The following is a 24412-nucleotide window of genomic DNA, read 5'->3' on the forward strand; positions in this document are numbered from 1 at the left end:
CAAAAAACAGATATTAAAAATAGGATTTTTCAAATTAAGGTGGCATTCAATGAAAAAAGTGCTGAAAAAGGAAGATGCAGCGAATAAAAAATTGGGAGTTTTGATTTATGAAAACGTCCAGCCCATGGATGTGATTGGACCGTGGGAAGTGTTTGCAACCTGGAAAACTATTCTTGATGCCCCTATTGACATGTTTCTGGTGGCAGAAACCAGTAATGAAGTTTGTTGCGCAAATCAAATAAGTCTGAAACCTCATTGTGAATTTAATAATGCCCCACAATTTAATTATTTACTGGTTCCAGGTGGGGTTGGTAGAAGAGAGCAAATATATAATTCAAACTTACTTCTTTTTTTGAAAAAACAGGCTGAAAACAGTGAGTATTTGCTTTCTGTTTGTACTGGAGCATTTTTATTGCATGCGGCGGGGCTATTGACTAATCATCAAGCAACAACTTATTGGCGTGCCATTCCTGAATTAAAATCTTTTGATGATGTCCAATTGGTTGAAAAACGCATCGTTAAGTCAGATAAAATTTGGACTACTGGTGGAATTTCCAGTGGTATTGATATGGCATTTGAGTTTATTTCAACCATTGCTGGCAATGATGTTGCAGGAAAAGTACAGTTGCTTTTTGAATATTTCCCTCATAATAAGCTGTATTGTCAGCCTGCTATGGTGAGTGAGTTGCCTTCTTACTATGCAACTAAAAAAGAGGGGGCGGTGTTGGCAATGAATTTGCCTGATTACATTAAAGAGTATTTCAAGAAAAGTTAATTTCTTAATAGTAGTTTAAAAAATTAACTAGTCATGATTGATAATTACTGGAGATCCTGGTTAGAGAGATCTCCCATGGAATAGACAGTTAAGTATGTACACTTCTGTCCCTTGCCTGTAGACACAATAAAACATCATAAAAACTTAATTCACAAGCTTTTAAAAGCACTAATAAATGATAAATGAAATCAGCTGTTTCGTTGATAAGTTCTTCTTTATTGTTACTAACAGCAGCTATCACTGTTTCTACCGCCTCTTCTCCTAATTTTTGAGCACATCTGTCCACCCCAGAATCCAAGAGTTGGGCTGTATAACTGTTTGGATTTTTTTCCTCAGCACGCTCGTTAATTAATTCAATCAAACCATCAAGAAAACCAAGGGTATAATTATTATGTGGTTGATAGCAGGTTGAGTAACCTAAATGACAAGCTGGTCCTTTAGGAATAACCTGGATCAAAAGACTGTCATTGTCGCAATCGGCACTAATATGTTGCAGAGCCATACTATTGCCGGAAGACTCTCCTTTACGCCATAGTCTTTTTCGACTTCTGCTGTATAAGGTCAGTTGTCCTGTAGTTAATGTGGCAATCAGTGCCTCCTGGTTCATGTAACCCAGCATCAATACTTTACCATTTTCTGCGTTTTGGATTATTGCCGGCAATAGTCCATTCATTTTTTGCCAATCAAGAGAGTTAATGTCCAAGTCACTCATAGTCTTACCTCAATATTTTCTGTTTGTAATGCCAGTTTTATGTTATTGATTGCCAGTATTTTGTCATGAAAAACGCTTGCTGCCAAAGCCCCGCTGACATGAGATTTCTTAAATAATTCAACAAAATCATCAAGTTTTCCAGCACCGCCTGATGCGATGAGGGGAACTTGGCACAGGTTTATCATTTCTGATAGCTGTGCAATATCATATCCCATTCGAACGCCATCTGATTGCATGCAATTAAGGACTATCTCACCAGCGCCGCGGTCTTGAATTTCATGTATCCATTCTCGAGTTTTACGTTTTGAATTGATACTTTTATTTTCATTGCCTGTATACTGATAGACATAATAATCATCAACTATCCACTGACTATCAATCCCTATAACCACACATTGTTTTCCAAACTCTTTGCTCAATTCGTTAATCAATGAAGGGTTTTCCAATGCAGGGCTGTTGATTGAGATTTTGTCTGCACCGGCATTTAATATTGATCTTGCTTGGTGCAAGGTTCGGATGCCTCCAGCCACTGTGAATGGAATATTGATAGTAGCCGCCACTTTATTGACCCAGCCAGGACAAACAGATCGGTCATCGCTACTTGCTGTAATATCATAAAATACCAATTCGTCTGCACCCGATGCTGAGTAGTGAGCAGCCAAGGGGAGTATGTCTCCAATTATTCTATGATTGCGAAATTTTACTCCCTTGACAACCTGATTATCTCGAACGTCAAGACAGGGAATGATTCGCTTGGTTAACATAATAATTCCTCGAAATTTACATTATCTTGATAAAGCATTAAACCAAGGATTACGGCGGATATTCCTAATGAATCGAGCGTTGTAATATCCTGCAAATGACGAATTCCCCCTGAGGCTTGCCAGGCAATCTGAGGAAAATATTTAACTGCTTGTTGATACAAATCGAAATTAGGTCCACTCATCATGCCATCGCATGCGATATCTGTACAAAGTATTTGCTTTATCCCAAAGTTTTCGTAATAGGACACTACTTCCCAAAGATTGTTTGTACTACTATTTTGCCAGCCATTAATTGCAAGAAGCGGAACTTTTGCATCAACACGAACGTCCAGAGCAAGAATAATATTTTCGGGTTTAATCCTTTCAATGATTTGTATTGTCAAATCACGATTTGTAATAGCTAGGCTGCCAATGACCAATTGTGAAATTCCCGCGTTAGTACATTCCAAAGCTTGTTCTACACTCCTGATTCCACCTCCGGCCTGAATCGGTATCCCTGTATTTTGCATGGAACAAATGAGCTCCAATTGTTGCATTTTCCCACTACGTGCACCATCCAAGTCTACGACGTGAAGACGTTTTGCCCCTAATTTGGCAAAGTACAAGGCTCTTTCTGTGGGAAAAATGCTAAATTGCGTTACTTGATCAAATCGTCCTTGTTTTAAGCGAACACATCGCCCTGATTGCAAATCAATAGCTGGAATAACTAACATGCAGACTCCAAAGATAAAAAATTATTTAGTAATACCATGCCAACATCAGCTGATTTTTCTGGATGAAATTGCATGCCATAAAAATTGTCTTTTTTTACAACCGCAGTGAACTCTTCGTGATATCGACATCGGGCCAAGGCATAAGCATCTGCTTTTAGAGCATAGCTATGAACAAAATAAACATAATCATTTTCATTTAATCCCTGTTGTAATGATGATGTTTTTTGCCAATGAAGATTGTTCCATCCCATATGAGGAACAGGATGATTTTTTTCTGTTTTTAATAACTCTGCAACCCCAGGAATCAAACCCAGACAAGGTACGTCGTCTTCTTCACTGTATTCAAACAATAATTGCATTCCAAGGCAGATTCCAAGAAGCGGTTGGGTTAATGTTCTTAAAATGTCTATTAGTCCATTTTGCTGCAAAGCCTTCATACCAGAACGCGCTGTTCCAACCCCAGGCAAAATGACATGGCTTGCTTTTTGTATTTCTTGAGCATCATGGGTCAGCGCAAAATGACCTCCTAATCGAATCAAGGCATTCGTTAGAGAAGTTAAATTATTCCCACTGACATCAATCACAGCAATCATAATACACCTTTGGTTGAAGGTAGATAATCATTTGTTCTTGAGCATGCCTGTCGTAAGGCTCTGCCTAAAACTTTGAAGCAAGCTTCAATCATGTGGTGATGGTTGGTACCTGTTACCTGGATGTGGATAGTTGCCCCCAACGCACTGGATAGCGATTGGAAAAAGTGAGGAACCATTTCTGTTGCCATACCGCCAACAAATTCACGTGTAAACTGACCTTTGAAATCACAAAAATTTCTGCCACTGATATCGATTGCAATGGTAGCTAATGATTCATCCATAGGAAGGGTATAACCATAACGATTAATCCCCCATTTGTCACCAAGCGCTGTTCTAATTGCTTCCCCCAACGCAAAGGCTGTATCCTCAACCAAGTGATGCTCATCGACCTCCAAATCCCCAGAAGCTTGCAATCGCAAATCAAAGCCCCCGTGTTTTGCTACTTGTTCCAACATGTGAGTGAAGAAGGGGATAGGAGTGTCTATGATACTGATTTGATCGCTATCCAGTTGAACTGACAAATCTATTGCAGTTTCTTTTGTTTTTCTCTGCACAGAAGCTTTGCGAGAATTGTTGATGATCGCAGCAGCCACCATTTCCCAAGTATTTGTTTTTGAAATAGGCAAGAAATTAACACCCAGATTATCAGCAAATTCTTTATCAGTATCTCGATCGCCAATTACCCATGAATAATGTTTAGCAAATGCAGCCTCTTTTAAGTAACGCTCGAGCAGGCCAGTTTTAGGTTTTCTACAAATACAGTTGTCCTCAGGGGTATGTGGGCATATCAAAATCTCATCAAAAATAATGCCTTGAGAGGAAAACAGATCCAGGATGAATTCATGGCAAACTGCAAAATCTTCTTCTGGAAATGCCGCAGTTCCTATGCCATTTTGATTGGATACCATAATGAAGGTAAAGCCGGCTTTTTGTAATTGCAACAGCGCTGGTATTACACCAGATGTTAATTTAATTTTATCCAGAGAATCGACTTGAAAATCAAAAGGTTCTTCAACTAAAGTGCCATCGCGGTCAATAAATAAAATCTTTTTCATAAGTTAATCCTGCTTCATCAGCGTTAAATGAGGATAAGGCATTAATCAATAATTGATTTTGTTCATCATGACCCACGGTAATGCGAAGGTGATCATGCAATAAAGAGGTCGAAGGAAAATCTCTTACTGCTATGCCATGATGGGCAAGCCAAGTGGTCAATTGTTTTGAGTATCGTGTTTGAATAAGAATAAAATTGGTTTCCGTAGGATAAATTTTTTCAATGATTGGATTCTCGGCGAATTTTTTTATAACCCAGGCACGAGATGATTTGATCTGCTCAATATTTTGTGTGAACCAATTGCTATTATTCAAAGCTTTTTTAGCTAGTTCCATGCCAGGAGTGGCAATAGCATAGGGAGCAATGATTTTATTAAAGGCTTGAATAATATGGCTCTGAGCTATAATGCAGCCTAAACGTAATCCCGCCAGCCCATAGGCTTTTGACAGAGTTCTTAAGACAATCAGATTTTCAAACTCTCCAATTAAGGACGCAGCGCTTGGCGCATTTGCAAACTCTATATACGCTTCGTCCACAACTATAATAGATTGATTCGCATACAGTTCGCATGTTTTGGCAATTAGACTTAAATCCACTAAATTACCAGTCGGGTTATTAGGACTACAAAACATGATAACTTTGCAGTTCGGCTTCCAGTTATTTTTAATTTGATCCAAGGTGAGGCGAAAATTAGTCTTTATATCCAGAGGGCATTCGATCAATTCTGCTTGTTGTAGCCGAACATAAAAAACGTACATCGGGAAAGTAGGGGGAAATTGCATGAAAGCGTCTTTTCCTGCAGTTAGAAAAAGTCTGGTTGTCAAATCAATCCCATCATCACTCCCTCTTGTAAGTACTATTTGATCGGAATTGATGTGGTAACCTTTTGCCAATTGCTTTTGCAGATCCATTTGTAAACCGATGTTTGGATAATAATTTAAATTATGTCCATCCATAGTAACTGGTGACCAAGGCAGTTCATTGGCATGTGAACGGTAGCGAGCACTCTCTCCACCGGGGATATAATTTTGGCTATTTAATAAATCTGGGCGAACTAGATTAAGTATGGGCATTTAAACCTCCAGAGCATTAAGTCTTACCTGAACCGCATTGGCATGAGCATCCAAACCCTCTATTTCTGCTAAAGTCATTGCTGATGGACCTAAATTACGGATACCCTCCTGATTTATGGCTTGCACGGTAAATCGTGTCATAAAATCAAAGGTAGAGAGCCCACTATGGTTTCTGGCAAAACCACAGGTGGGTAACACGTGATTACTTCCGGTCACATAGTCTCCCATTGTTTCTGCTGCCCAAGGACCAAGAAATACTGTTCCGGCCGCTACGATTTTCTCAACCCAGGGTTCGGGTTTTTTTCTGTTAATGATCAGGTGTTCCGGAGCGTAGGAGTTAATAATATCCAGTTGTTCCGATGGATTAGTACATATAATAATCATGCTATTGACGAGTGATTGTTTAATAAATTTTGTTCTTGACAAATAACTCATCTGAATTTCCAGCTGTTGATTAACGTGGTTTGCCAATTCACAATCATCGCAAATTAAAATAACCTGCGAATCCGGACCATGTTCAGCTTGGGCTAATAAATCTGCAGCAATAAATTCAGAGTTTGCTTGATTGTCTGCAAGAATCATCACTTCAGATGGCCCAGCGGGCATGTCAACCGCAGCTCCGTCGGCGTCAATTGCAACTAAAGTTTTTGCCTGAGTGACATAGCTATTACCCGGTCCGAATATTTTATCCACTTTGATGACACTTTCAGTGCCATAAGCCATAGCTGCTATGGCTTGAGCTCCACCTATAGCGTAAATCGTGTCGATACCACATAATCTTGCAGCTACGAGTATATGTTCGTTAATTTCCCCTTCCACATCAGGGGGAGTACAAAGCACTTTTATTGGGCAACCCGCTACCTTTGCCGGTATTGCCTGCATGAGAAGTGAAGAAACTAAAGGTGTTTTATTTCCTCCAGGCACATACAAGCCGACTTTTTGGATTGGTCTGTAGACATTGCGGATTGTAATTCCTGATGCAGTCGAAATCTCGGTATTTTCAGGTAACAAAGACTGGTGATATGACGAGATTGTTCCAATGGCTTGTTTTATAGCAGTGAGGGCATTTTGCGGTATGTTTGCCTGTTCAATTTTTTCCTGAGGAACCTGTAAATATTGTAAATTGACTCTATCAAACCGTTTGGTTAAATCATAAAGTGCTTTATCTCCTGATAATTGAACCTGATTTATAATTTCCAGCACATTTTCTTTTATTGCAGAACTCTGTCGCGGTCTTGAAAGGCATAGCTTTTTATCGTTTTCAGACAGTAATTGCCAGTTTTTAATTGTTAACATATGAATTACTCCAGCATTTTTTCAATGGGTAATACCAGGATGGAGCTGGCACCTAAATATTGAATTGTCTCTAACGTATTCCAAAACACACCTTCACTGGAGACGACATGCACTGCAACCTTCTCATTGTTGCCTGGTAATGGAAGAATGGTTGGGGATTCAGCGCCTGGTAATTTTTGAGCAATTCGCTCAAGGGCGGATTTGGGCGCGTGAAAAACAATGTATTTTCTTTCCTGAGCTTGCTGGACAGCCTGTATTCTTCTGGCAAGCATGGCAAACAACTCTTGAATATCAGGATCCAATTGCCTCTGAGTTTGAATAAAGACGGCCTGACTATTGAGAACAGTATCGACTTCTTTGAGTTTATTATCTTCGAGTGTTTGGCCAGTGGATACCAAATCGCATATGACATCAGCCATTCCCATTCGTGGTGCTACCTCAACTGAGCCAGATAATGTCAGAATTTCCGCACTAATTTTTCGTTCAGCAAGATAATTGTTGAGTAAATTTGGATAGCTCGTGGCAATTCGCTTCCCATCCAAACTACCGGCTCCTTGATAGTCGAATGCTTCTGGTACTGCTATCGATAAACGACAAGTACAACTGCCTAATGCCAATATTTTTCTATAGACTTTGTCTGGTCTGTTAAAAGAAGCTTCCAGCAGCACATTTTCTCCCACGATGCCACCATCACATAAACTGTCGAATACGAGAGTAGGGATGTCATCATCGCGAACAAATAGTAAATCGATTGGAAAATTATCAACATGAGTTAATAATGCGTTTGGTTTAATACGAAACTTTAAACCACAGCGTTGCAGGAGATTTAAAGATTCATCTGATAATCGGCCTTTTTTTTGTAAGGCCAGACGTAAACGATTTTTCACAACTTCTCCAATCTTTCAGCTATTAAACGATAACCGCCTGTACCAAAGCTTAAACAACGAGCAACTCGCGTGATGGTTGTTACACTGACCCCTGTTTCTTCATGAATCGTTCTGTATGGGATGCCCTGGCGTAGCAAAGGAACTACTTGCCATCGATCAGCCATAGACTCTAGCTCGGCAGGAGTACATAAATCTGTAAAAAACTGCATGGCCTCGTCTTCGTTTTTAAGCAAACTGATGGCTTGCATTAAGTTCGGGAGTGCAGAATTCTTAAAAGAGCCATGTATTTTCATATTAATGTATTAATGTGATGTAACATTTTATTGATGATAATGATTATCTTTAGCATTGTCAATAATTTAGTGAAAAAAAATTCTGGATAGGGTAGAGTATACAGGTCTATTTCCGGGAAACTGGATTGACCGAAAATCAAAAGGCAGAAGTAAATATTTTTATCAGAGACTGTCAATATGATAAATCCTGAGGACATGTCATGAAACCACTTACCAGAGATATTGTATTTACCCTTTCATTTAAAATGATATTGCTCGTTTTATTATGGTATTTCTGTGTCAGAGGAATGCATCCTGAGCTGTCTAGTAATAAAGAATGGTTGTTAGGAAAAGAAGAACAAACAGTACTTACCCCAAATAACAAGAGGTAGTTTTATGATTCCAGCTGCTGAAGTTGTTGATTTATCAAGGTTACAATTTGCATTAACTGCACTATATCATTTTCTATTTGTACCCCTTACGTTGGGGTTATCGGTTATGTTAGCTATCATGGAGACAGTTTATGTAATGACTGGCCGTGATCTCTGGAAGAAAATGGTCAAATACTGGGGTATTTTGTTTGGGATTAATTTTGTTTTGGGAGTTGCAACCGGTCTGACTATGGAATTCCAGTTTGGCACTAACTGGGCTTACTATTCACATTATGTTGGAGATGTATTTGGTGCTCCATTGGCGATCGAAGGACTAATGGCTTTTTTTCTGGAAGCTACCTTTGTGGGTTTATTTTTCTTTGGCTGGAACAGATTGTCAAAATTGCAGCATCTGACCTCAACATGGTTATTGGCTTTAGGCACTAATCTTTCAGCATTATGGATTTTAATCGCTAATGGTTGGATGCAACACCCTGTAGGTGCCTATTTTGATTACCAAACGATGAGAATGGAGGTCAGCAGTTTCTACGAAATGATGTTTAATCCTGTAGCTCAGGCCAAGTTTGTGCATACCATCAGTGCAGGATATGTAACAGGAGCTATGTTTGTCTTATCCATAAGTGCCTATTTTCTTTTGCGGGGACGAAATAAAGCGTTTGCTAAACGTTCAATGACAGTTGCTGTTTCTTTTGGTCTAGCTTCGGCCTTGTCTGTTGTTGTTCTGGGAGATGAGAGCGGTTATGTTGCCAATGAAAACCAAAAAATGAAGCTGGCTGCGATGGAAGCGATGTGGCATACCGAAAAAGCTCCCGCCAATTTGACTGTTTTCGGGATACCAGATGAGAAAACTTTCACAACAAAATATGCAATAGATATTCCTTATGCCCTGGGTATCATTGCTACTCGTTCGTTTAATACCCCTTTACAAGGCATTATTGAATTAATTGAGGAAGGAAAATTAAAAATCAAAGATGGAATGATCGCATACGATGCATTGAAGGTTTTACAGAAAGATCCAAAGAATGAACAAGCCAAGGCTGTTTTTACAAAACATAGTGAAAATCTTGGTTATGCTTTATTGCTCAAGAAGTACACTGAGAATGTGACGGATGCCACTGAGGAGCAAATAAATCAAGCTGCCAACGATCTCAAGCCTAAAGTCATGCCTATGTTCTTTTCTTTCAGAATTATGGTCGCGTGTGGAATATATTTTATACTTCTTTTCGCAACCGGATTTTATTTATCGGTAAGGCATAAGCTGGAAAAAACAACCTGGTATCACAGGGTTGCATTTTATTCTTTGCCTTTACCATGGGTAGCGGCTGAATTAGGTTGGATAGTAGCGGAATATGGTCGTCAACCTTGGGTTGTTGAGGGTATCCTACCTACTTTTATGGGAGCCTCCTCTTTAACATCAGGGCAAGTAATGACATCAATCGCGGGCTTTGCATTGTTTTATACTGTTCTTGCAATTGTTGAGATTTACTTGATGGTCAAATACATACGTCTTGGCCCAGATGGTATGAATCATCATTGATGAAAGGAGAATTAAATGCCTTTGGATTATGAAACACTTAGAATAATTTGGTGGTTGTTAATAGGTATTTTGCTTATTGGTTTCGCCATTATGGATGGATTTGACCTTGGTGTGGCTATGTGGCTTCCCTGGTTAGGCAGAACAGATATTGAGAGACGGATTTTAATTAACAGCATTGGCCCAACATGGGAAGGTAACCAGGTTTGGTTTATATTAGGTGGAGGTGCTATTTTTGCAGCTTGGCCTACTCTCTATGCCTTATCTTTCTCGGGCTTTTATATGGCGATGCTGGTTGTTCTTTTAGCCTTGATTTTAAGACCCGTTGGTTTTAAATACAGGTCAAAGTTGGATAATCCTACATGGAGAGCATTTTGGGATTGGGCTTTATTTGTCGGGGGATTTGTTCCGGCTTTAATCTTTGGGGTAGCGGTTGGAAATGTCATACAAGGTGTTCCATTTTATTTTGATGAGAGTTTAAGAGTATTCTATACGGGAAGTTTTTTTGAATTACTCAATCCGTTTGCTTTAGGTTGTGGATTATTATCTGTGCTCATGCTTGCCATGCATGGCGCTTTTTTTATTCAAGTAAAAACGGTTGGGGCTTTGCAAAATAAAGCAAAAGATAGAGCTCGATGGAGTGCTATTTTAGTTATTCTGCTATTTATTGGATTAGGGATTTGGGCTTATTATGGTATTGATGGTTATGTTTTAAAAGGAATGGTTCCTCATGATGGGCCATCAAATCCTTCCTATAAGGATGTTAGTATTCAAGCTGGGGCATGGTTTAACAATTATAAAGAGTATCCTGTGTCACTGTTAGTACCTGTTTTATGTGTAGTATCTGCTTTTTTAGCGATCATCTTTGCAAATAAAAGTGTGTTTGCTTTTGTGCTGAGTGGATTGAGTGTTGGAACTTTGATTGCAACGGTAGGGGTTAGTATGTTTCCTTTCATATTGCCTTCTTCCTCAAATCCTAAATACAGTTTAATCGTTTGGGATAGCTCCTCCAGTCAGGTTACTTTGTTTATTATGTTGGTAGCAACGGTATTGTTATTGCCTGTTGTGCTTGCATACACGGCTTGGGTTTATCGAGTGTTACGAGGTAAGGTAACGGAAAGTTCTATTAAAGCAGAGCAAGATTCTGCGTATTAGGAGGTTTTGCTATGTGGTATTTCTCCTGGATTTTAGGCACAGGGCTGGCTTGTGTATTCGCGGTGCTTAATGCAGTATGGTTGGAACTTAGAGAAGAAGATGTGAAGCAGTAGACGAAGACAATCTAAGTGTAAGTCGCTGAGTTTCATGGATAGCTCAGCAACTTAAAACACAATGAGTATGGCTTTTTTTACTATTTTTTGAGGAAAATCTGTAATCCTAATATGCGCCATAACGCTCGTGATAGGACTCCAGTTTTTGTACCTGTTCGCATTGATTGTCATTTTTCAGGAATTCTATTAGATCAAACAAATTGATAATTGAATAGACTTCAATTCCTTGCGCCCTGATTTCGGACAGTGTTGATTTCTCGGTTAATCCTCGTTCACATCTGTCCAGAGCAATAATGACACCATGAAGAATCCCTCCATTTTCTTTAATCAGGGTTTGTGATTCTCTGAATGCTGTGCCGGCTGTAATCACATCGTCAATGATCACTGTTCTTCCAGTTAGCGGTGAACCAATTAATTGCCCACCCTCTCCATGAGTTTTTATTTCTTTACGATTAAAAGTCACCGTGATGTCCTTGCCCAACTCAGCCAAGGCCACTGCAGTTGAGGTAGCTAGTGGTATACCTTTGTATGCTGGTCCAAACAAGTGTTCAAAAGAAACTTCTTGTTCTAAAAGTGTTTTTGCATAAAATTGACCTAACTGACGTAAGGAATTACCATGATAAAATAAACCAGCGTTAAAGAAATAGGGACTTATTCTTCCTGATTTTAAAGTAAATTCACCAAATTTAAGTACTTGACACTCCAGAGCTAATTTTATAAAAGATGATTTGGTATGATTCATTCTGGTTTCCTAATACAAAATTTTATTGAAAACAATCACATATTTTAAAAAAATCCTTAACAATCAACAAAAAACTGATATGCTAATCATAGTGCAGGATTTATCCTTGCATGGAAAAGGGTTTATTATAGCGTAAATAGTTAATTAGGGAGTGATTTATTTTTTCACTTTAAGTTGCGCTAAAGTGAACTTTTATTTATTTAAATAACAATTTTGATGTATCTGTGTAAGTCAAAGGGGAAATGCGAATGTCGCAAAGAGAAACAGGCCATGTTAAATGGTTTAATGAAAAAAAAGGATTTGGTTTTATTGTTAATCAAAAAGGCGAAGATATTTTCGTGCACTACAAAGACATTCAGGGAGTTGGTTTTAAAACGCTGCATGAAAATGATCCAGTTACCTTTGAACTTGATCGAGGACCTAAGGGCTTGAAAGCACAAAATGTAGTAGTGGCCAGCGAATCAGTACACACAGAAGAATAAGCTGGATGATTTTATCTGGTGGAGGCTGATCTTTATTTTTTTAAGCCTCGTTAAAGTACTTAAGAGCATGTTTATAGTAAACCTGAGAGTTTGACATAAAACCTGGTAATTTTATAGTCTACTACCGAGTCAAAAAGTACAGCTGCTCCAAATCTAAAAATAAATAAGGGAGGTGGCTGACTTGAGGACGAGTGTAAGTTAAAGAGAATGGTCTGGAGCAATCTTGCTTTGGAATGCAGCGTCGAACTCTTAGGCTTATCAACTTATACAACCACTACCAAAAAAGTATCAGTAACCTGTTGTTATATGCTCATTAAGCTTCAGACGTTTTGTCAACTCAATTCATTTTTCATACCATTTTTAGTCCCAGTTTTAATAATTTTATTTTTGTTGTTAATTCAAGTGCTTATCATTTTTCTATTGAAAGCAACATTTTTTTTGTCTATAGATAAGTAAATAAGATCTAAAATTATTCATAATCAAAACATAAGGGAGGTTAAAAATGTTACTTCCTATTCAGGTGACATTCCGAAATATGGATCCATCAAAAGCTGTTGAAAGCAGGGCTATAAAACTCGCTAAAAAGCTTGATTGCCTTTATGACAAGATAATGGGTTGTCGGGTAGTTATTGAGTCTCCTCATCGCCATCATAACAAAGGAAAGCTTTATCATGTCCGCATTGATCTTACGGTTCCTGATGCTGAGTTAGTTGTGAGTCGTGAATCATCAGACAAGCATGCGCATGAAGATGTTTATGTCTCTCTGAGAGATGCTTTTAATGCAATTGAGCGTCAGCTTAAAAATTATGCAAATCAACGGCGAGGCCATGTCAAGCGTCATGAGGATTCCATTCGTGGGGGGAGAGTTCTTGAAGTATGCCCAATAGCTGATTATGGTTACATAGAAACAATAGATGGGCGCTTGATACGATTTACAGGTCAAAGTGTCGTTGATTATGACATTAATAAATTAGAAGTTGGTGACCGAGTCCGATTTGTTGAAACGGTTAAAAATACACAAGAAGCTGCTGCAAGTACGGTTTACGTTGAGGGTAAACGTCATATTATGTGAATTAGCAGGGGGTATCAATGCTCTATTGGTAATTTTCAGTTTACTGCGGGGTAATTCTTTAAGTGAAGTGACTGCTTGCAGACAAATGATTCAAAATTTTAAATAAACGTGATTGAGAGGGGGGCATTTTGTGAATGATTTAGTGTCGAAAAGGAGTTTGTCATGCCAGTTACAAAGCTTAAACAATTTCTAGACAGTCATAAAATAAAATATTTGTCTATCGCTCATTCTCCAGCATATACTGCACAAGAAATCGCCGCTTCTGCTCATGTTTCAGGAAAACAATTAGCAAAGACAGTTATTATAAAAATGGATGGATGTTTAGCCATGGTAGTATTGCCTGCAAGTGACCATATTACCTTTATGAAACTTAAAGAAGTTATTGGCGCTTCGGCTCTTGAGCTTGCTACTGAATCAGAGTTTGAAGGGAAATTTGCGGAATGTGATGTTGGCGCTATGCCCCCATTCGGTAATTTGTATGATTTACCAGTATTGGTATCTACTAAACTCAGTGAACAGGACAACATCTTATTCAATGCTGGTTCTCATTCTGAATTGCTGCAGCTCTCTTTTAGTGATTTTGAAAAATTAGTAAAGCCCACATTGGTGAAGCTATAGCATGAAGCGGTTTGAAGTATAATTGCAAATTATTCAGTGGGACTTCTTAAATTATTAAGAACGCGATGAGTTAGTTCTTGTAATTTTGTTTTTTCATCTTCTGAAAAACCAGCCAGAATCTCGTGGTTAAGTATTCTGGAACATTCATCTAGTTTTTTTTGCAAAAGCCTGGCTTTTTCTGTAAGAAAAATATGAACGACTCTTCTATCCATCGAACTTGGTTTTCGAGTAATAAACCCATCTCTTTCCATTCGATCCAAAGTTCTTACAAGGGTAGGTTGTTCCACTTCAATCAATTGAACTAATTCAGATTGCGTCAACCCATTTTCATTATACAGTTCCATCAATATATATGTGTAGGCATGATTCAGAGCATAGGGTTTAATTAATTCATTGGCTCGCTTGATTAACAAACGATTTGTTTTTTTTAGCAGAGAAGAAAGATACATAAATTTCCCGCAATTAAATAGCTTGCTATATAATAACAAGCTATGTTATTATTCGCAAGTTGTTTTAGGAGACATCTATGAAAAGCTTACCAATCTACCAAGTGGATGCATTTGCCTCAAATTTATTCAAAGGTAATCCCGCTGCTGTTTGCCCGTTAGATAAATGGTTAAGTGATGAGACTATGCAAGCCATTGCGGCTGAAAATAATTTATCTGAAACAGCCTTTTTTGTTCAAGAAGATGAGGGATACAGGCTCAGATGGTTTACCCCCAATGAAGAAGTGGCATTGTGTGGGCATGCTACTCTTGCCAGCTCTTATGTACTTTTTAATCAATTGGGATTTTCTGGGAAAGAAATTTTATTTAATAGCTTGAGCGGTAAACTATGGGTTAAAAATACAGAGCAAGGCTTGGTTATGGATTTTCCGGCTCTACCTTATGAAGAAATCGATTTTAGAAGGGAACTGCAGCATTTGAATTTAAAAAAACCATTTAAGGTACTGCAAAGTCAATTTGATTTGATGTTTGTTTATCAAAATGCAGAAGATGTGAGTGAGGCCAAGCCTGATTTGAATGCTGTGGCTCATCTTGACTATAGGGGGTTGATTTTAACTGCTCCAGGAACATCAACAGATGTTTATTCTCGTTGTTTTTATCCTGGTTGTAATGTACCAGAAGACCCGGTAACAGGATCTGCTCATTGTGTTATTGCTCCTTATTGGTGTGAACAGTTAAGGAAGAATCATATAACTGCTTTACAAGGAGGCCTCAGACAAGGTGATCTTTATTGTGAAGTGAAGGAAAATAGAGTATTGCTTTATGGAAATTGCCATCTTTATTTGGAAGGAAGAATATATTTGCCATGAAATATTTAACAACCCCAAGGCTTTTGCTAAGAGCGTGGGATGAAGAAGATACTATCCCCTTCTATAGAATGAGTCAGGATCCTCGGGTCATGAAGTATTTCCCCGGGTTGTGGTCTATGGATATGGTCAAAGATTTCATTATCAGAATGAATGAACAATTATCTCAAAAAAACTTTACTTTGTGGGCGGCTGAAGTAAAGGACTGTAAGAGGTTTATTGGTTTTATAGGATTAAATGCTCCAGCCTGGGATGCTCACTTCACTCCTTGCGTAGAGATAGGATGGCGTTTGGCAACTGAGTTTTGGGGGCAAGGCTATGCTACAGAAGGGGCAAAAGCAGCTCTTGAATATGCTTTTCTGGAGATGCATATTCCCGAGATAGTTTCTTTTACTGTGCCTGATAATTCCCGCTCAAGAAGTGTTATGGATAAACTTGGGATGATCAGAGATATTGCGGGAGACTTTTTACATCCCAAATTAGCCTCTGATCATAGGTTAGCAAAGCATGTTTTATATCGTATACAAAATTCCTTAATAAAAGTTTGATGGATTTTGTATATGCTTCTATCCGGGCATTAGACCAATTGGCTTAACAATAATTTTAATGCCAATGCAATTAAAATGACACCTGTAATACGCTCAATCCAATAGCTAATTCTTTGAAATTTCTCACGCGTATTTTTTCCAGAAAGACTGAATGCAACAAAAGAAAACCATAACAATGTTTGCAAAAAGAGGACAATTGCAAGAAATAATTTGGTGGAGATTGAGATTTCTCTGGGCATAAGCACTGAAAATAAACTGATAAAAAAGAGCATGGCTTTGGGATTCAATAAATTCGTTATAAACCCATTGAAAAAAGCTTCACTTGGTTTTAAATCGTTGTACGTTGTATAACTTCCTATTTTGTCAGCATTTGGCCTGGCAACTAGATTTTTTAGGCCGATATAAAAGAGGTATCCAGCGCCTAGATATTGGATGATATGCAGTATTATAGGCGTTTTGGTAATAAACAAGCCTAATCCCAGAAGAGTGTAACTGATATGAACCAAACTGCCCAAAGCTATTCCTAACGCAGTTAATAAACCACTCCTTCTGGAATAAGCCAAGCTGTTTTTGACTGTGATAGCAAAATCTGGCCCAGGACTGATTAATGAAATAAAAACTAAAATAATTAAAGGAAATAGTAGAGTAAATTGATGCCATTGTTCCATAGAGACTCCAAGTTTTTTACTAAGTTTTTCAACCAATATCATAGCTAATTTTTAAGTGCTCTTTTTGGGTTTTACATTTAGTTAATACGACATTATTTATATTACTTAAACTCTCTAAATGTATCCCACCACAAGGTTGGAAGAGGTGGTTTCTTATCCGCATAAAACAGATTTACTCACTTTCTAACCAAGTAATTTAATAAAAATATATAAAATATAGAATTATTTTAATGTTAATTTATAATGTGTGCAATTATTAATATGCTTTTTATAGTGAGAGAGGCAATATGATTGATGATCAAATTGATTTGCTCAGGCAATATTCAAGAAAATTGGTACGAGAACTAGGTATATTGCAATTAAATAAGTTAGTTGCAAAGGAGCAGCCGTCTTATTGGCATACTTTAATTGAAATAAATAAAGAACCCAATATGACTATTTCCAAATTAAGTCAATCGCTATTAGTTTCATTACCTACTTTGTCGCGAATAGTGACTTCTTTAATCAATGATGAATTGGTAACGGTAAACGAAGGGCTGGATAAGCGAGAGCGCTTTTTAAGCATTACTGATAAAGGTAAGGAAAAGATAAATTATATTGATGAATATTCTAATACTAAAATTAAAAGAGCATTCCATTTTTTAACTGATGAAGAGAAGGAACAAATAATTACTGCGATAGGAAAATATGCTCAAGCTTTAGAACAAAGTCGTTTAATTCGTGATCAGGTTAGGATTTTACGCTTGTCAACCTCCAGAACTTTACGTAAGCAAATTGTTAATATGATTGAAAATATTCAAGTGAATGAGTTTCACTTCTCGGTTACTCCTGAAATCAATGCATCAATTTTAAAGGCCGAAGAACAGTATTGTTATTATAACAGTTGTAATTTTTGGTATGCGGTTGATGAACAGGGAGGGATTATCGGTTCTATCGGCCTAAGGAAGTTAAATAATACTGAGGGGGAAGTAAAAAAATTTTTTATTGCGTCAAAGTATCGAGGGTTAGGGTTAGCTCAAAAATTAATGCTGATTTTAGTTAGAAATGCCACGAAACATGGATTTAAAAAGTTATTTTTGGGGACAGTAGCCCAGTTAAACGCAGCAAGACGCTTTTATGAAAAGAATGGATTTGTTCTTGTTAACAAAGAGTCTTTACCAAAAGAGTTCGAGTTGTGTCCTTTGGATACTCATTTTTATTATTGCGAAACAGATAAGCTGGATAAAAGCTTAAGAGAATTGATATGAATACACTAAAAGATTTGTAATTTAATATGTGAGCAATTTCTAAGGTATGACATGCTATGGTAGTGGATTCAATGCTATGCACTAATTTTTTTATACTTACAGGAGGACCTGGTTCTGGCAAAACTGCCGTATTAAATGAGTTAAATACTCGAGGCCATTTAACAGTTTCTGAAGTAGCGCGTTCTATTATTCAAAAACAACAGGCTGATGGTGGTGATGCCATACATACAGGAAATAGAAAAGCATTTCAAGACTTGATGCTTGAGCAATCGATTGCTGATTATTGCAGGATGCAATCAGAGGGAAAAATTGTATTTTTCGACCGGGGAATCCCTGATGTGTATGGTTACTCCAAAGCATTTTGTGGGGAGGCGAGTAAGGCGGTAAATGATGCTGTTTTACGATTTCGCTATAATAAAACAGTCTTTATTTTTCCTCCCTGGCCTGAAATTTATGAAAATGACGTTGAACGTCAACAGGATTTTCACGAAGCATTGCAAACTTATTATGCTTTAAAAGAGGGATATGTTGATTGTGGGTATACGTTAATAGAGGTACCCAAATGCCCTATTAAAGATCGGATTAATTTTATTCTTCAAATAATAAGTAAAAATTGATGAGCCTGTCGAGGTACTGGCTAATGCAAATCCCCTGTATGTTCTTATGTCATTCCAATGCCTAGAATCAATTCGGCCAAAATTAATATCGTAAAATAATAATCACTATGTGCTGTATTTGCAAATTAAACTGCAGGAATTGTATCCTATAAGCGTTTCTCTGGTGTTTATCATTTACTTTCACTCAATACATCAATATTCTTGTTTACTTTAATTTTAAAGCACAAATGGAACTTTAATGGCAGCAGATTTTATTGGTCTTCTCAAGCAAAGAAAATTTTTTCCCCTTTTCCTGACCCAATTTTTTGGTGCTTTTAACGATAATGCTTATAAGTTAGCGATGTTGACTATGATTAGCTATCATTTAAGCCATACACAAGAGCAATCTGAATATTATCAGGCTATTGCAGGCGCTTTATTCATAATGCCCTTCTTTATCTTTTCCGCTACCTCTGGACAATTGGCAGATAAATATGACAAGGCTCTGTTGACCCGTCTGGTTAAGGTGCTCGAAGTATTATTAATGATTATTGGAGGTATTGGGTTATACAGTGGAAGTATTTTCTTGATGATGTGTACTTTGACCGGTATGGGGGCACATTCTGCCTTCTTTGGACCTATCAAATATGCAATTTTACCAGACCACTTACCCAGGAAAAATTTATTGGCTGCTACGGGGTTGATAGAGGCCAGTACTTTTATGGCTATTTTATTAGGCACTACATTGGGTACTTTAACTGTTGGAGGGAAGGGGGCTACTCCTTATATCGCGATTATTATGACCTTAAGTGCCGCTTTTTCTGGCTTGGTTTCCAGTTTATTTATACCTCCAGCCCCATCAGCACTTCCTGAGTTAAAAGTGGATTTTAATTTATGGCGCGCTACAGTGAAGATGCTAAAGGAAGCGAAAAAAGAATATGGAATTTTTCTATCCATATTAACGATTTCCTGGTTTTGGTTGATTGGCGCTGTCATGCTAACCAAATTACCTGATTATACCCATTACGTTTTGGGAGCCAGTGCTCATGTTTTTGCTCTATTTCTTGCCTTATTTTCAATAGGTATTGCTCTGGGGTCGATTACAATAAATTGGTTATTGAAAGGACAAGTTAATCTTTCTGCAGTCCCAATGGCCATGCTCGCTTTTACTCTTTTTGCTTTTGATTTGTATTGGTCATCTCCTGCTGATCATGATTTAAAGACCCCATTATTCAACTTACTTAATTTTTTTACTTCTTTTACTCATTGGCGAATTGCTTTTGATTTATTTATGTTAGCATTTTGTGCAGGATTATTTGTAGTTCCCTTGTATACTTATTTACAAATTATAAGTCCAGTTGAGAACAGGGCTAGAACGATTGCGGCGAACAATATTTACAATGCCTTGTTTATGGTGATGGGAACTTTGTTAGTAATGCTGTTGTTGTTTTTTAATTTTTCAATCCCCCAGGTTTTTTTGGTACTTTGTCTTTTAAATTTGGTTGCCGCTTTGTTCTTGTTTCTTGGGTTAAGAACCTTGAGAAGAAACTCAGAGGAGATGGCTTAGCAATAGCTAGCTTTCTTGCACAACCTGTCTCTTTCACTATATTGCTGCGTTGCAAATATTTCCGTGGCGCATATATACTGCGCCCCTCGAAACATTCCAAGTAAAGGGAGAAGGGCAATATTTATTTTTGAGTTTGATGTTTTATTCCTGTTTTAACCAATCTTTTGCAGGTAAAAAATCCGTGTATAATTTTTCTTCATCACTGCCTTTTTCAGGATGCCAATTGTATTCCCAATGGACAATGGGAGGGAGGGACATCAATATGGACTCCGTCCTTCCGCCAGATTGCAGGCCAAATAAAGTGCCTCGATCATAGACCAAATTGAATTCTGCATAACGACCTCTTCGGTAATTCTGAAACGCTTTTTCTCTATTACCAAAAGGGATATCTTTACGACGATCCACTATGGGTTCATAGGCAAGAATAAAATGATCACCTATGCTACGCATGAGATCAAAGCTGTGATCAAAGCTGATTTCATTGTAATCATCAAAAAATAAGCCGCCAATACCGCGTGCTTCATTCCTATGTTTAATAAAAAAGTAATCATCGCACCAATGCTTGAATTTTGGGTAAATAGTTTCTCCAAAGGGCAAACAGGCATTTAATGCCGTTTGATGCCAATGCATACAGTCTTCAACAAACCCATAATAGGGTGTTAAATCAAAACCTCCACCAAACCACCAGACTGGTTCTGAGCCTTCCTTTTCAGCAACAAAAAATCGAACATTGGCATGTGTTGTTGGCACATAAGGATTATCTGGATGGATGACCAGAGATACTCCTAATGCGCTGAAATATCTTCCTGCCAATTCCGGTCTTTGTGCGCTGGCTGATGCTGGTAATTGCTCCCCTGAGACATGCGAAAAGTTGACACCGGCTTTTTCAAATACATTCCCATGAGCCATAACTCTGGTTTTTCCTCCACCTCCAGCAACTCGCTGCCAGGAATCCTCATGAAATCTGGCTTTGCCATCCAGTGACTCCAGAGAAACACAAATTGTATTTTGGAGCTGAAGCAGATAAGATTTAATTTGTTCTATCGCATGAGAAGGAAGTGTCTTCGGGATTGACATGATGAGACTCCACATTGGGGATTACCGCTTGGATGCCTCATTTTCTCATTTTTTAGATATTGGCACAATGTTTGCTTTGTTTAAACAAGATGTTTTTATCATTTTTATGTTTCTGTGAAGTTTGGAAACAAGCATGAAGCCATATATGGCTTTGGAAAATTGGCATAATGTCAAATGATGATTAAGACTTAAATAACAATAAGACAGGAGTAAATATGGCCATTAATCTTGATTCTTATTTTGGGATTCATGCCAAGGCTTTGATTGCAAGAGATCAGAGGGCATCCGTTCTTGCTAATAACATAGCCAATGTTAATACACCGAATTTTAAAGCCAGGGATGTTGATTTTAATGAAGTACTGACTGCGACTATGGCCGGTAACAGCCAGCAGTTAAGGGTAACTTCGGATCAGCATATTAATACGAATGCCGATTTTATGACTCATTTGAAATACCGAATGACACATCATGCTTCTTTAGATGGTAATACTGTTGATAAAGATATGGAGACTACCGAGTTTGCTCGAAATGCATTGAACTATCAGGCCAGTTTGAGTTTCTTAAATGGCAAAATAAAGTCCATGTTAACTGCTTTGAAAGGGGAATAATCATGTCATTAAATGCAATTTTTGACATTGCAGCTTCTGCAATGACCGCAGAAACAGTGCGTTTGACTACCAGTGCTGGTAATATGGGCAATGCGAATGTTGAAGCAAGCAGCCCAGAGGAAGTCTATCAAGCCAAATATCCTGTTTTCAAGTCAGTCCAGGAGAACGCAAATCAATGGATGGGGGAGCAAATTAAGGCTGGGGTGAAACTGGATGGTATTTATGAGAGTGACGCAGAACCGCACAGAAGATACGATCCAAATAGTCCAATAGCTGATAAAGATGGGTTTGTCTATACATCAAATATCAATTACGTTGAAGAAATGGCAAATATTATTTCAGCCTCTCGTTCTTATCAAATGAATATTGAATTACTTAATACAACCAAACAGCTTATGCAAAGGACGCTGCAATTAGGCGAATAAGGGGAAGGGAATGACTACTAATTCAGTAAATGGTTCCAATTCGGCAGGTGGTTTAGGTTTGAATCAAATTGATTCAGGTAAAAGACAAAACTTGGGGCAACAGGATTTTTTGCGTTTGATGGTGGCACAAGTTCAAAATCAAGATCCTCTACAACCACAGGCAAATGGGGAGTTTTTATCACAACTGGCTCAATTTAGCACCAATGATGGAATCACAAAAATGCAAGAGTCATTGCAACAGCTGGCTTCTTCTCTACAATCCAATCAAGCGCTTCAAGCATCCGCTTTGGTCGGCCGCAAGGTGTTAGTCAACAGCAACACGCTGAGCCTGGGTCCAGAAGGAGATGTAAAGGCTGCTATAGATATGGCGCCTGGTGTTTCTAATCTTCGTGCCGCAATCTACACGGAATCTGGCGAGTTGATAAAAACTATTCCCTTGGGGCAACCAGAACCAGGATTTTTCCAATTCAGTTGGGATGGTACTGATCAAAGCAATCAGCGCCTGGCATCAGGACGATATACTATAAAGGTCAGCGGTACTTATGGCGGACAAGAAGTGGCATTGAAAACTATGACGTCAGCTAATGTCGATAGTGTCAGCCTTGGTCAAAATGGGGAGGATCTAAAGCTCAATGTTGCTGGTGTAGGTTCAGTCTATTTAAGTCAGGTTAGGCAAATATCAGTATAAAGTAAGGATTTCGGTCACCGTGGCCTTATCAAAACGAAGACTTAAGTCATTAACGCATTGCTTATAAAGCAGTCAAGGGCAAATGCTAAAAAATTATAAAGCAGGAGGCTATTATGGTTTTTAACACAGCATTAAGTGGAATCCAGGCATCAACCAGAGATTTGGAGGTTATAGGTAATAATATTGCGAACTCAGCCACAGTAGGATTTAAAGGCTCAAGAGCTGAGTTTGCAGACATTTATTCATCCAGCGCTTATGGCTCTGGCGGCAACGCAGTGGGTGGAGGCGTTAAACTGTCGCGTGTACACCAATCATTTGCTACAGGAACATTGAGTACTTCAAACAATACTCTTGATCTGGCTGTTAATGGTTCAGGTTTTTTTATATTAAGTGATCAAGGAGCCAAGATATATACTCGAGCCGGGCAATTTAAGTTGAATAATGAGAACTATATAGTCAATGCAAATAATCAACGGTTGACTGGTTTACTAACTGATTCTAACGGTGCCATTACAGGGGCTTCAGGTGATTTACGAATAAACACCGCGAATATTACTCCCAGAGCCAGTTCAAATGTCTCTGTAGGTGTTAATTTGTATTCTCAAAGCAAAGCACCTAATGTGGATTGGGTAGGAGGTGCTACTCCGGCAAGTGATACATATAATAATGTCAGTTCGTCAACAATCTATGATAGTTTAGGAAATTCACATGTATTGAGCATGTATTTTATTCATGCGGATTCTACAGCTTTAGCTGGCACACCTAATGCCGCATCACCTGCTGGAACAGAAAATCAATGGTATGTGGCATTCCAGATAGACAATCAAAACGTTCCTCCTAATGTGGGACCTCAAAATACAAATAATTTATTCCGAGCAAACTTTAACTCCGATGGCTCTTTTGCGGGAGTATTCGATACTTCAAATGCTGCGTTACCCAATAATTTAATTCCTTTGTCATTCAATTTAAACAATGGTTCCAGTCCTTTAAATTTAAATATCGATTTATCGGACAGTACTCAATTTGGCAGTCCTTTTGCCGTTCAATCGACTTATAATAATGGCTATACTACCGGAAGTCTAGCAGGGCTGGATATTGATGACTCAGGAATGATCTACGGCCGTTATACTAATGGCCAATCTTTGGCAATGGGCCAGATTCAGTTGGCTAATTTTGCAGATCCAGAAAGTTTACAAAATATAGGCAATACCAGCTGGGCTGAAACCACTTCTTCAGGACAACCATTAGTTAGTGCTCCTGGGAGTGGTGGTTTGGGATTAATTAACTCAGGAAGACTTGAAGAATCGAATGTGGATTTGACTGGTGAATTGGTTAAGTTAATTAGTGCTCAGCGCAATTTTCAGGCGAATGCGCAAACCATTCGTACTGGCGATGCAATTACTCAAACGATCATCAATATTCGCTAGGA

The 24412-nt window shown here is 38.2% G+C and carries 30 protein-coding genes; 17 read left to right on the plus strand and 13 right to left on the minus strand.

Annotation, left to right across the window (positions count from 1 at the left end; all coding sequences use genetic code 11):
• Positions 1 to 49 precede the first annotated feature (49 nt).
• Complete coding sequence (locus OQJ02_RS05640; protein ID WP_265718262.1) at positions 50 to 775, plus strand: DJ-1/PfpI family protein; 726 nt, start codon at positions 50 to 52, stop codon at positions 773 to 775.
• A gap of 88 nt (positions 776 to 863) precedes the next feature.
• On the opposite strand, the gene hisIE is transcribed toward OQJ02_RS05640, so the two are convergent.
• The 9 genes from hisIE to OQJ02_RS05685 are packed head-to-tail and all read right to left on the minus strand — an operon-like array spanning position 864 to position 8160.
• Positions 864 to 1487: a bifunctional phosphoribosyl-AMP cyclohydrolase/phosphoribosyl-ATP diphosphatase HisIE gene (gene hisIE / locus OQJ02_RS05645; protein WP_265718263.1), complete on the minus strand. Its 624-nt coding sequence runs from the start codon at positions 1485 to 1487 to the stop codon at positions 864 to 866.
• Entirely contained in the window at positions 1484 to 2251 is a 768-nt protein-coding gene (gene hisF, locus OQJ02_RS05650; protein WP_265718264.1) for an imidazole glycerol phosphate synthase subunit HisF, read from the minus strand. The genes hisIE and hisF overlap by 4 nt, the downstream gene beginning before the upstream one ends.
• Positions 2245 to 2964 carry a 1-(5-phosphoribosyl)-5-[(5-phosphoribosylamino)methylideneamino] imidazole-4-carboxamide isomerase gene (locus OQJ02_RS05655; protein WP_265718265.1) on the minus strand — a complete coding sequence of 240 codons (720 nt, stop codon included), beginning with the start codon at positions 2962 to 2964 and terminating at the stop codon, positions 2245 to 2247. Before OQJ02_RS05655 ends, hisF begins: the two co-directional genes overlap by 7 nt.
• Complete coding sequence (hisH, locus tag OQJ02_RS05660; RefSeq protein WP_265718266.1) at positions 2958 to 3557, minus strand: imidazole glycerol phosphate synthase subunit HisH; 600 nt, start codon at positions 3555 to 3557, stop codon at positions 2958 to 2960. Before hisH ends, OQJ02_RS05655 begins: the two co-directional genes overlap by 7 nt.
• Positions 3554 to 4612 carry a bifunctional histidinol-phosphatase/imidazoleglycerol-phosphate dehydratase HisB gene (hisB, locus tag OQJ02_RS05665; protein WP_265718267.1) on the minus strand — a complete coding sequence of 353 codons (1059 nt, stop codon included), beginning with the start codon at positions 4610 to 4612 and terminating at the stop codon, positions 3554 to 3556. The genes hisH and hisB overlap by 4 nt, the downstream gene beginning before the upstream one ends.
• Positions 4590 to 5684: a histidinol-phosphate transaminase gene (gene hisC, locus OQJ02_RS05670; protein ID WP_265718268.1), complete on the minus strand. Its 1095-nt coding sequence runs from the start codon at positions 5682 to 5684 to the stop codon at positions 4590 to 4592. The genes hisB and hisC overlap by 23 nt, the downstream gene beginning before the upstream one ends.
• Positions 5685 to 6980 (minus strand): histidinol dehydrogenase, encoded by a 1296-nt coding sequence (hisD, locus tag OQJ02_RS05675; RefSeq protein ID WP_265718269.1) that lies wholly within the window; start codon positions 6978 to 6980, stop codon positions 5685 to 5687. It abuts the gene before it with no gap.
• Between the two features lie 5 nt (positions 6981 to 6985).
• Positions 6986 to 7867 (minus strand): ATP phosphoribosyltransferase, encoded by an 882-nt coding sequence (gene hisG, locus OQJ02_RS05680; protein WP_265718270.1) that lies wholly within the window; start codon positions 7865 to 7867, stop codon positions 6986 to 6988.
• Positions 7864 to 8160, minus strand: a complete 297-nt coding sequence (locus tag OQJ02_RS05685) for a YerC/YecD family TrpR-related protein (protein WP_062727593.1) — start codon at positions 8158 to 8160, stop codon at positions 7864 to 7866. Before OQJ02_RS05685 ends, hisG begins: the two co-directional genes overlap by 4 nt.
• A gap of 200 nt (positions 8161 to 8360) precedes the next feature.
• On the opposite strand from OQJ02_RS05685, the gene cydP reads away from it, so the two are divergent.
• Genes cydP through cydX form a run of 4 tightly spaced genes read left to right on the plus strand, consistent with a single transcriptional unit; the run spans position 8361 to position 11333 of the window.
• The gene (gene cydP, locus OQJ02_RS05690) at positions 8361 to 8531 is read left to right on the plus strand and encodes a cytochrome oxidase putative small subunit CydP (protein ID WP_015444582.1); all 171 of its coding nucleotides are present in this window, start codon (positions 8361 to 8363) and stop codon (positions 8529 to 8531) included.
• A 4-nt stretch (positions 8532 to 8535) separates the two neighbouring features.
• Positions 8536 to 10068 carry a cytochrome ubiquinol oxidase subunit I gene (locus OQJ02_RS05695; protein WP_265718271.1) on the plus strand — a complete coding sequence of 511 codons (1533 nt, stop codon included), beginning with the start codon at positions 8536 to 8538 and terminating at the stop codon, positions 10066 to 10068.
• Between the two features lie 15 nt (positions 10069 to 10083).
• Entirely contained in the window at positions 10084 to 11220 is a 1137-nt protein-coding gene (cydB, locus tag OQJ02_RS05700; protein ID WP_265718272.1) for a cytochrome d ubiquinol oxidase subunit II, read from the plus strand.
• Between the two features lie 11 nt (positions 11221 to 11231).
• Positions 11232 to 11333, plus strand: a complete 102-nt coding sequence (cydX, locus tag OQJ02_RS05705) for a cytochrome bd-I oxidase subunit CydX (protein WP_016356871.1) — start codon at positions 11232 to 11234, stop codon at positions 11331 to 11333.
• A gap of 106 nt (positions 11334 to 11439) precedes the next feature.
• Here the strand turns inward: cydX and pyrE are convergent, their stop codons facing one another.
• A complete protein-coding gene (gene pyrE / locus OQJ02_RS05710) occupies positions 11440 to 12075 on the minus strand; it encodes an orotate phosphoribosyltransferase (protein WP_265718273.1) in 636 nt (211 codons plus the stop codon).
• Between the two features lie 248 nt (positions 12076 to 12323).
• On the opposite strand from pyrE, the gene OQJ02_RS05715 reads away from it, so the two are divergent.
• The 3 genes from OQJ02_RS05715 to OQJ02_RS05725 all read left to right on the plus strand — a co-directional run bounded on the left by OQJ02_RS05715 (position 12324) and on the right by OQJ02_RS05725 (position 14247).
• On the plus strand, positions 12324 to 12557 hold the full coding sequence (locus tag OQJ02_RS05715) for a cold-shock protein (protein ID WP_011213557.1): 234 nt from the start codon (positions 12324 to 12326) through the stop codon (positions 12555 to 12557).
• Between the two features lie 502 nt (positions 12558 to 13059).
• Positions 13060 to 13629, plus strand: a complete 570-nt coding sequence (locus tag OQJ02_RS05720; protein WP_265718274.1) for an HPF/RaiA family ribosome-associated protein — start codon at positions 13060 to 13062, stop codon at positions 13627 to 13629.
• A 162-nt stretch (positions 13630 to 13791) separates the two neighbouring features.
• On the plus strand, positions 13792 to 14247 hold the full coding sequence (locus OQJ02_RS05725) for an aminoacyl-tRNA deacylase (RefSeq protein WP_265718275.1): 456 nt from the start codon (positions 13792 to 13794) through the stop codon (positions 14245 to 14247).
• A gap of 29 nt (positions 14248 to 14276) precedes the next feature.
• On the opposite strand, the gene OQJ02_RS05730 is transcribed toward OQJ02_RS05725, so the two are convergent.
• On the minus strand, positions 14277 to 14696 hold the full coding sequence (locus OQJ02_RS05730) for a MarR family winged helix-turn-helix transcriptional regulator (RefSeq protein ID WP_265718276.1): 420 nt from the start codon (positions 14694 to 14696) through the stop codon (positions 14277 to 14279).
• Between the two features lie 77 nt (positions 14697 to 14773).
• Here OQJ02_RS05730 and OQJ02_RS05735 point away from each other — a divergent pair, with 77 nt between their 5' ends.
• Positions 14774 to 15562, plus strand: a complete 789-nt coding sequence (locus OQJ02_RS05735; RefSeq protein ID WP_265718277.1) for a PhzF family phenazine biosynthesis protein — start codon at positions 14774 to 14776, stop codon at positions 15560 to 15562.
• Positions 15559 to 16107: a GNAT family N-acetyltransferase gene (locus OQJ02_RS05740; RefSeq protein WP_265718278.1), complete on the plus strand. Its 549-nt coding sequence runs from the start codon at positions 15559 to 15561 to the stop codon at positions 16105 to 16107. Before OQJ02_RS05735 ends, OQJ02_RS05740 begins: the two co-directional genes overlap by 4 nt.
• 29 nt (positions 16108 to 16136) lie before the next feature.
• Here OQJ02_RS05740 and OQJ02_RS05745 read toward each other — a convergent pair whose 3' ends face one another.
• Entirely contained in the window at positions 16137 to 16775 is a 639-nt protein-coding gene (locus OQJ02_RS05745; RefSeq protein ID WP_265718279.1) for a LysE family translocator, read from the minus strand.
• Between the two features lie 287 nt (positions 16776 to 17062).
• Between OQJ02_RS05745 and OQJ02_RS05750 the strand changes: the two genes are divergently transcribed.
• The 3 genes from OQJ02_RS05750 (at position 17063) to OQJ02_RS05760 (ending at position 20185) form a co-directional block, all read left to right on the plus strand.
• Positions 17063 to 18022 (plus strand): bifunctional helix-turn-helix transcriptional regulator/GNAT family N-acetyltransferase, encoded by a 960-nt coding sequence (locus OQJ02_RS05750; protein ID WP_265718280.1) that lies wholly within the window; start codon positions 17063 to 17065, stop codon positions 18020 to 18022.
• Between the two features lie 56 nt (positions 18023 to 18078).
• The gene (locus OQJ02_RS05755; RefSeq protein WP_265718281.1) at positions 18079 to 18639 is read left to right on the plus strand and encodes an ATP-binding protein; all 561 of its coding nucleotides are present in this window, start codon (positions 18079 to 18081) and stop codon (positions 18637 to 18639) included.
• A 238-nt stretch (positions 18640 to 18877) separates the two neighbouring features.
• Positions 18878 to 20185 (plus strand): MFS transporter, encoded by a 1308-nt coding sequence (locus tag OQJ02_RS05760; protein WP_265718282.1) that lies wholly within the window; start codon positions 18878 to 18880, stop codon positions 20183 to 20185.
• A gap of 141 nt (positions 20186 to 20326) precedes the next feature.
• Here OQJ02_RS05760 and hemF read toward each other — a convergent pair whose 3' ends face one another.
• Positions 20327 to 21262 (minus strand): oxygen-dependent coproporphyrinogen oxidase, encoded by a 936-nt coding sequence (gene hemF / locus OQJ02_RS05765; RefSeq protein WP_265718283.1) that lies wholly within the window; start codon positions 21260 to 21262, stop codon positions 20327 to 20329.
• A gap of 215 nt (positions 21263 to 21477) precedes the next feature.
• Here hemF and flgB point away from each other — a divergent pair, with 215 nt between their 5' ends.
• The 4 genes from flgB to flgE all read left to right on the plus strand — a co-directional run bounded on the left by flgB (position 21478) and on the right by flgE (position 24410).
• Positions 21478 to 21870, plus strand: a complete 393-nt coding sequence (gene flgB / locus OQJ02_RS05770; RefSeq protein WP_010946948.1) for a flagellar basal body rod protein FlgB — start codon at positions 21478 to 21480, stop codon at positions 21868 to 21870.
• A gap of 2 nt (positions 21871 to 21872) precedes the next feature.
• Complete coding sequence (flgC, locus tag OQJ02_RS05775; RefSeq protein WP_265718284.1) at positions 21873 to 22295, plus strand: flagellar basal body rod protein FlgC; 423 nt, start codon at positions 21873 to 21875, stop codon at positions 22293 to 22295.
• A 10-nt stretch (positions 22296 to 22305) separates the two neighbouring features.
• Entirely contained in the window at positions 22306 to 22983 is a 678-nt protein-coding gene (flgD, locus tag OQJ02_RS05780) for a flagellar hook assembly protein FlgD (RefSeq protein ID WP_265718285.1), read from the plus strand.
• Between the two features lie 113 nt (positions 22984 to 23096).
• The gene (gene flgE, locus OQJ02_RS05785) at positions 23097 to 24410 is read left to right on the plus strand and encodes a flagellar hook protein FlgE (RefSeq protein WP_265718286.1); all 1314 of its coding nucleotides are present in this window, start codon (positions 23097 to 23099) and stop codon (positions 24408 to 24410) included.
• Positions 24411 to 24412 lie beyond the last annotated feature (2 nt).

Source organism: Legionella sp. PATHC032, from assembly GCF_026191185.1.
Taxonomy (GTDB): Bacteria; Pseudomonadota; Gammaproteobacteria; order Legionellales; family Legionellaceae; genus Legionella.

What these genes read in the sequence shown, in the direction of transcription:
- OQJ02_RS05640 (WP_265718262.1), top strand. Translation starts at nt 50, where the DNA reads ATGAAAAAAGTGCTGAAAAAGGAAGATGCAGCGAATAAAAAATTGGGA.
- hisIE (WP_265718263.1), bottom strand. Translation starts at nt 1,487, where the DNA reads ATGAGTGACTTGGACATTAACTCTCTTGATTGGCAAAAAATGAATGGA.
- hisF (WP_265718264.1), bottom strand. Translation starts at nt 2,251, where the DNA reads ATGTTAACCAAGCGAATCATTCCCTGTCTTGACGTTCGAGATAATCAG.
- OQJ02_RS05655 (WP_265718265.1), bottom strand. Translation starts at nt 2,964, where the DNA reads ATGTTAGTTATTCCAGCTATTGATTTGCAATCAGGGCGATGTGTTCGC.
- hisH (WP_265718266.1), bottom strand. Translation starts at nt 3,557, where the DNA reads ATGATTGCTGTGATTGATGTCAGTGGGAATAATTTAACTTCTCTAACG.
- hisB (WP_265718267.1), bottom strand. Translation starts at nt 4,612, where the DNA reads ATGAAAAAGATTTTATTTATTGACCGCGATGGCACTTTAGTTGAAGAA.
- hisC (WP_265718268.1), bottom strand. Translation starts at nt 5,684, where the DNA reads ATGCCCATACTTAATCTAGTTCGCCCAGATTTATTAAATAGCCAAAAT.
- hisD (WP_265718269.1), bottom strand. Translation starts at nt 6,980, where the DNA reads ATGTTAACAATTAAAAACTGGCAATTACTGTCTGAAAACGATAAAAAG.
- OQJ02_RS05685 (WP_062727593.1), bottom strand. Translation starts at nt 8,160, where the DNA reads ATGAAAATACATGGCTCTTTTAAGAATTCTGCACTCCCGAACTTAATG.
- cydP (WP_015444582.1), top strand. Translation starts at nt 8,361, where the DNA reads ATGAAACCACTTACCAGAGATATTGTATTTACCCTTTCATTTAAAATG.
- OQJ02_RS05695 (WP_265718271.1), top strand. Translation starts at nt 8,536, where the DNA reads ATGATTCCAGCTGCTGAAGTTGTTGATTTATCAAGGTTACAATTTGCA.
- cydB (WP_265718272.1), top strand. Translation starts at nt 10,084, where the DNA reads ATGCCTTTGGATTATGAAACACTTAGAATAATTTGGTGGTTGTTAATA.
- cydX (WP_016356871.1), top strand. Translation starts at nt 11,232, where the DNA reads ATGTGGTATTTCTCCTGGATTTTAGGCACAGGGCTGGCTTGTGTATTC.
- pyrE (WP_265718273.1), bottom strand. Translation starts at nt 12,075, where the DNA reads ATGAATCATACCAAATCATCTTTTATAAAATTAGCTCTGGAGTGTCAA.
- OQJ02_RS05715 (WP_011213557.1), top strand. Translation starts at nt 12,324, where the DNA reads ATGTCGCAAAGAGAAACAGGCCATGTTAAATGGTTTAATGAAAAAAAA.
- OQJ02_RS05720 (WP_265718274.1), top strand. Translation starts at nt 13,060, where the DNA reads ATGTTACTTCCTATTCAGGTGACATTCCGAAATATGGATCCATCAAAA.
- OQJ02_RS05725 (WP_265718275.1), top strand. Translation starts at nt 13,792, where the DNA reads ATGCCAGTTACAAAGCTTAAACAATTTCTAGACAGTCATAAAATAAAA.
- OQJ02_RS05730 (WP_265718276.1), bottom strand. Translation starts at nt 14,696, where the DNA reads ATGTATCTTTCTTCTCTGCTAAAAAAAACAAATCGTTTGTTAATCAAG.
- OQJ02_RS05735 (WP_265718277.1), top strand. Translation starts at nt 14,774, where the DNA reads ATGAAAAGCTTACCAATCTACCAAGTGGATGCATTTGCCTCAAATTTA.
- OQJ02_RS05740 (WP_265718278.1), top strand. Translation starts at nt 15,559, where the DNA reads ATGAAATATTTAACAACCCCAAGGCTTTTGCTAAGAGCGTGGGATGAA.
- OQJ02_RS05745 (WP_265718279.1), bottom strand. Translation starts at nt 16,775, where the DNA reads ATGGAACAATGGCATCAATTTACTCTACTATTTCCTTTAATTATTTTA.
- OQJ02_RS05750 (WP_265718280.1), top strand. Translation starts at nt 17,063, where the DNA reads ATGATTGATGATCAAATTGATTTGCTCAGGCAATATTCAAGAAAATTG.
- OQJ02_RS05755 (WP_265718281.1), top strand. Translation starts at nt 18,079, where the DNA reads ATGGTAGTGGATTCAATGCTATGCACTAATTTTTTTATACTTACAGGA.
- OQJ02_RS05760 (WP_265718282.1), top strand. Translation starts at nt 18,878, where the DNA reads ATGGCAGCAGATTTTATTGGTCTTCTCAAGCAAAGAAAATTTTTTCCC.
- hemF (WP_265718283.1), bottom strand. Translation starts at nt 21,262, where the DNA reads ATGTCAATCCCGAAGACACTTCCTTCTCATGCGATAGAACAAATTAAA.
- flgB (WP_010946948.1), top strand. Translation starts at nt 21,478, where the DNA reads ATGGCCATTAATCTTGATTCTTATTTTGGGATTCATGCCAAGGCTTTG.
- flgC (WP_265718284.1), top strand. Translation starts at nt 21,873, where the DNA reads ATGTCATTAAATGCAATTTTTGACATTGCAGCTTCTGCAATGACCGCA.
- flgD (WP_265718285.1), top strand. Translation starts at nt 22,306, where the DNA reads ATGACTACTAATTCAGTAAATGGTTCCAATTCGGCAGGTGGTTTAGGT.
- flgE (WP_265718286.1), top strand. Translation starts at nt 23,097, where the DNA reads ATGGTTTTTAACACAGCATTAAGTGGAATCCAGGCATCAACCAGAGAT.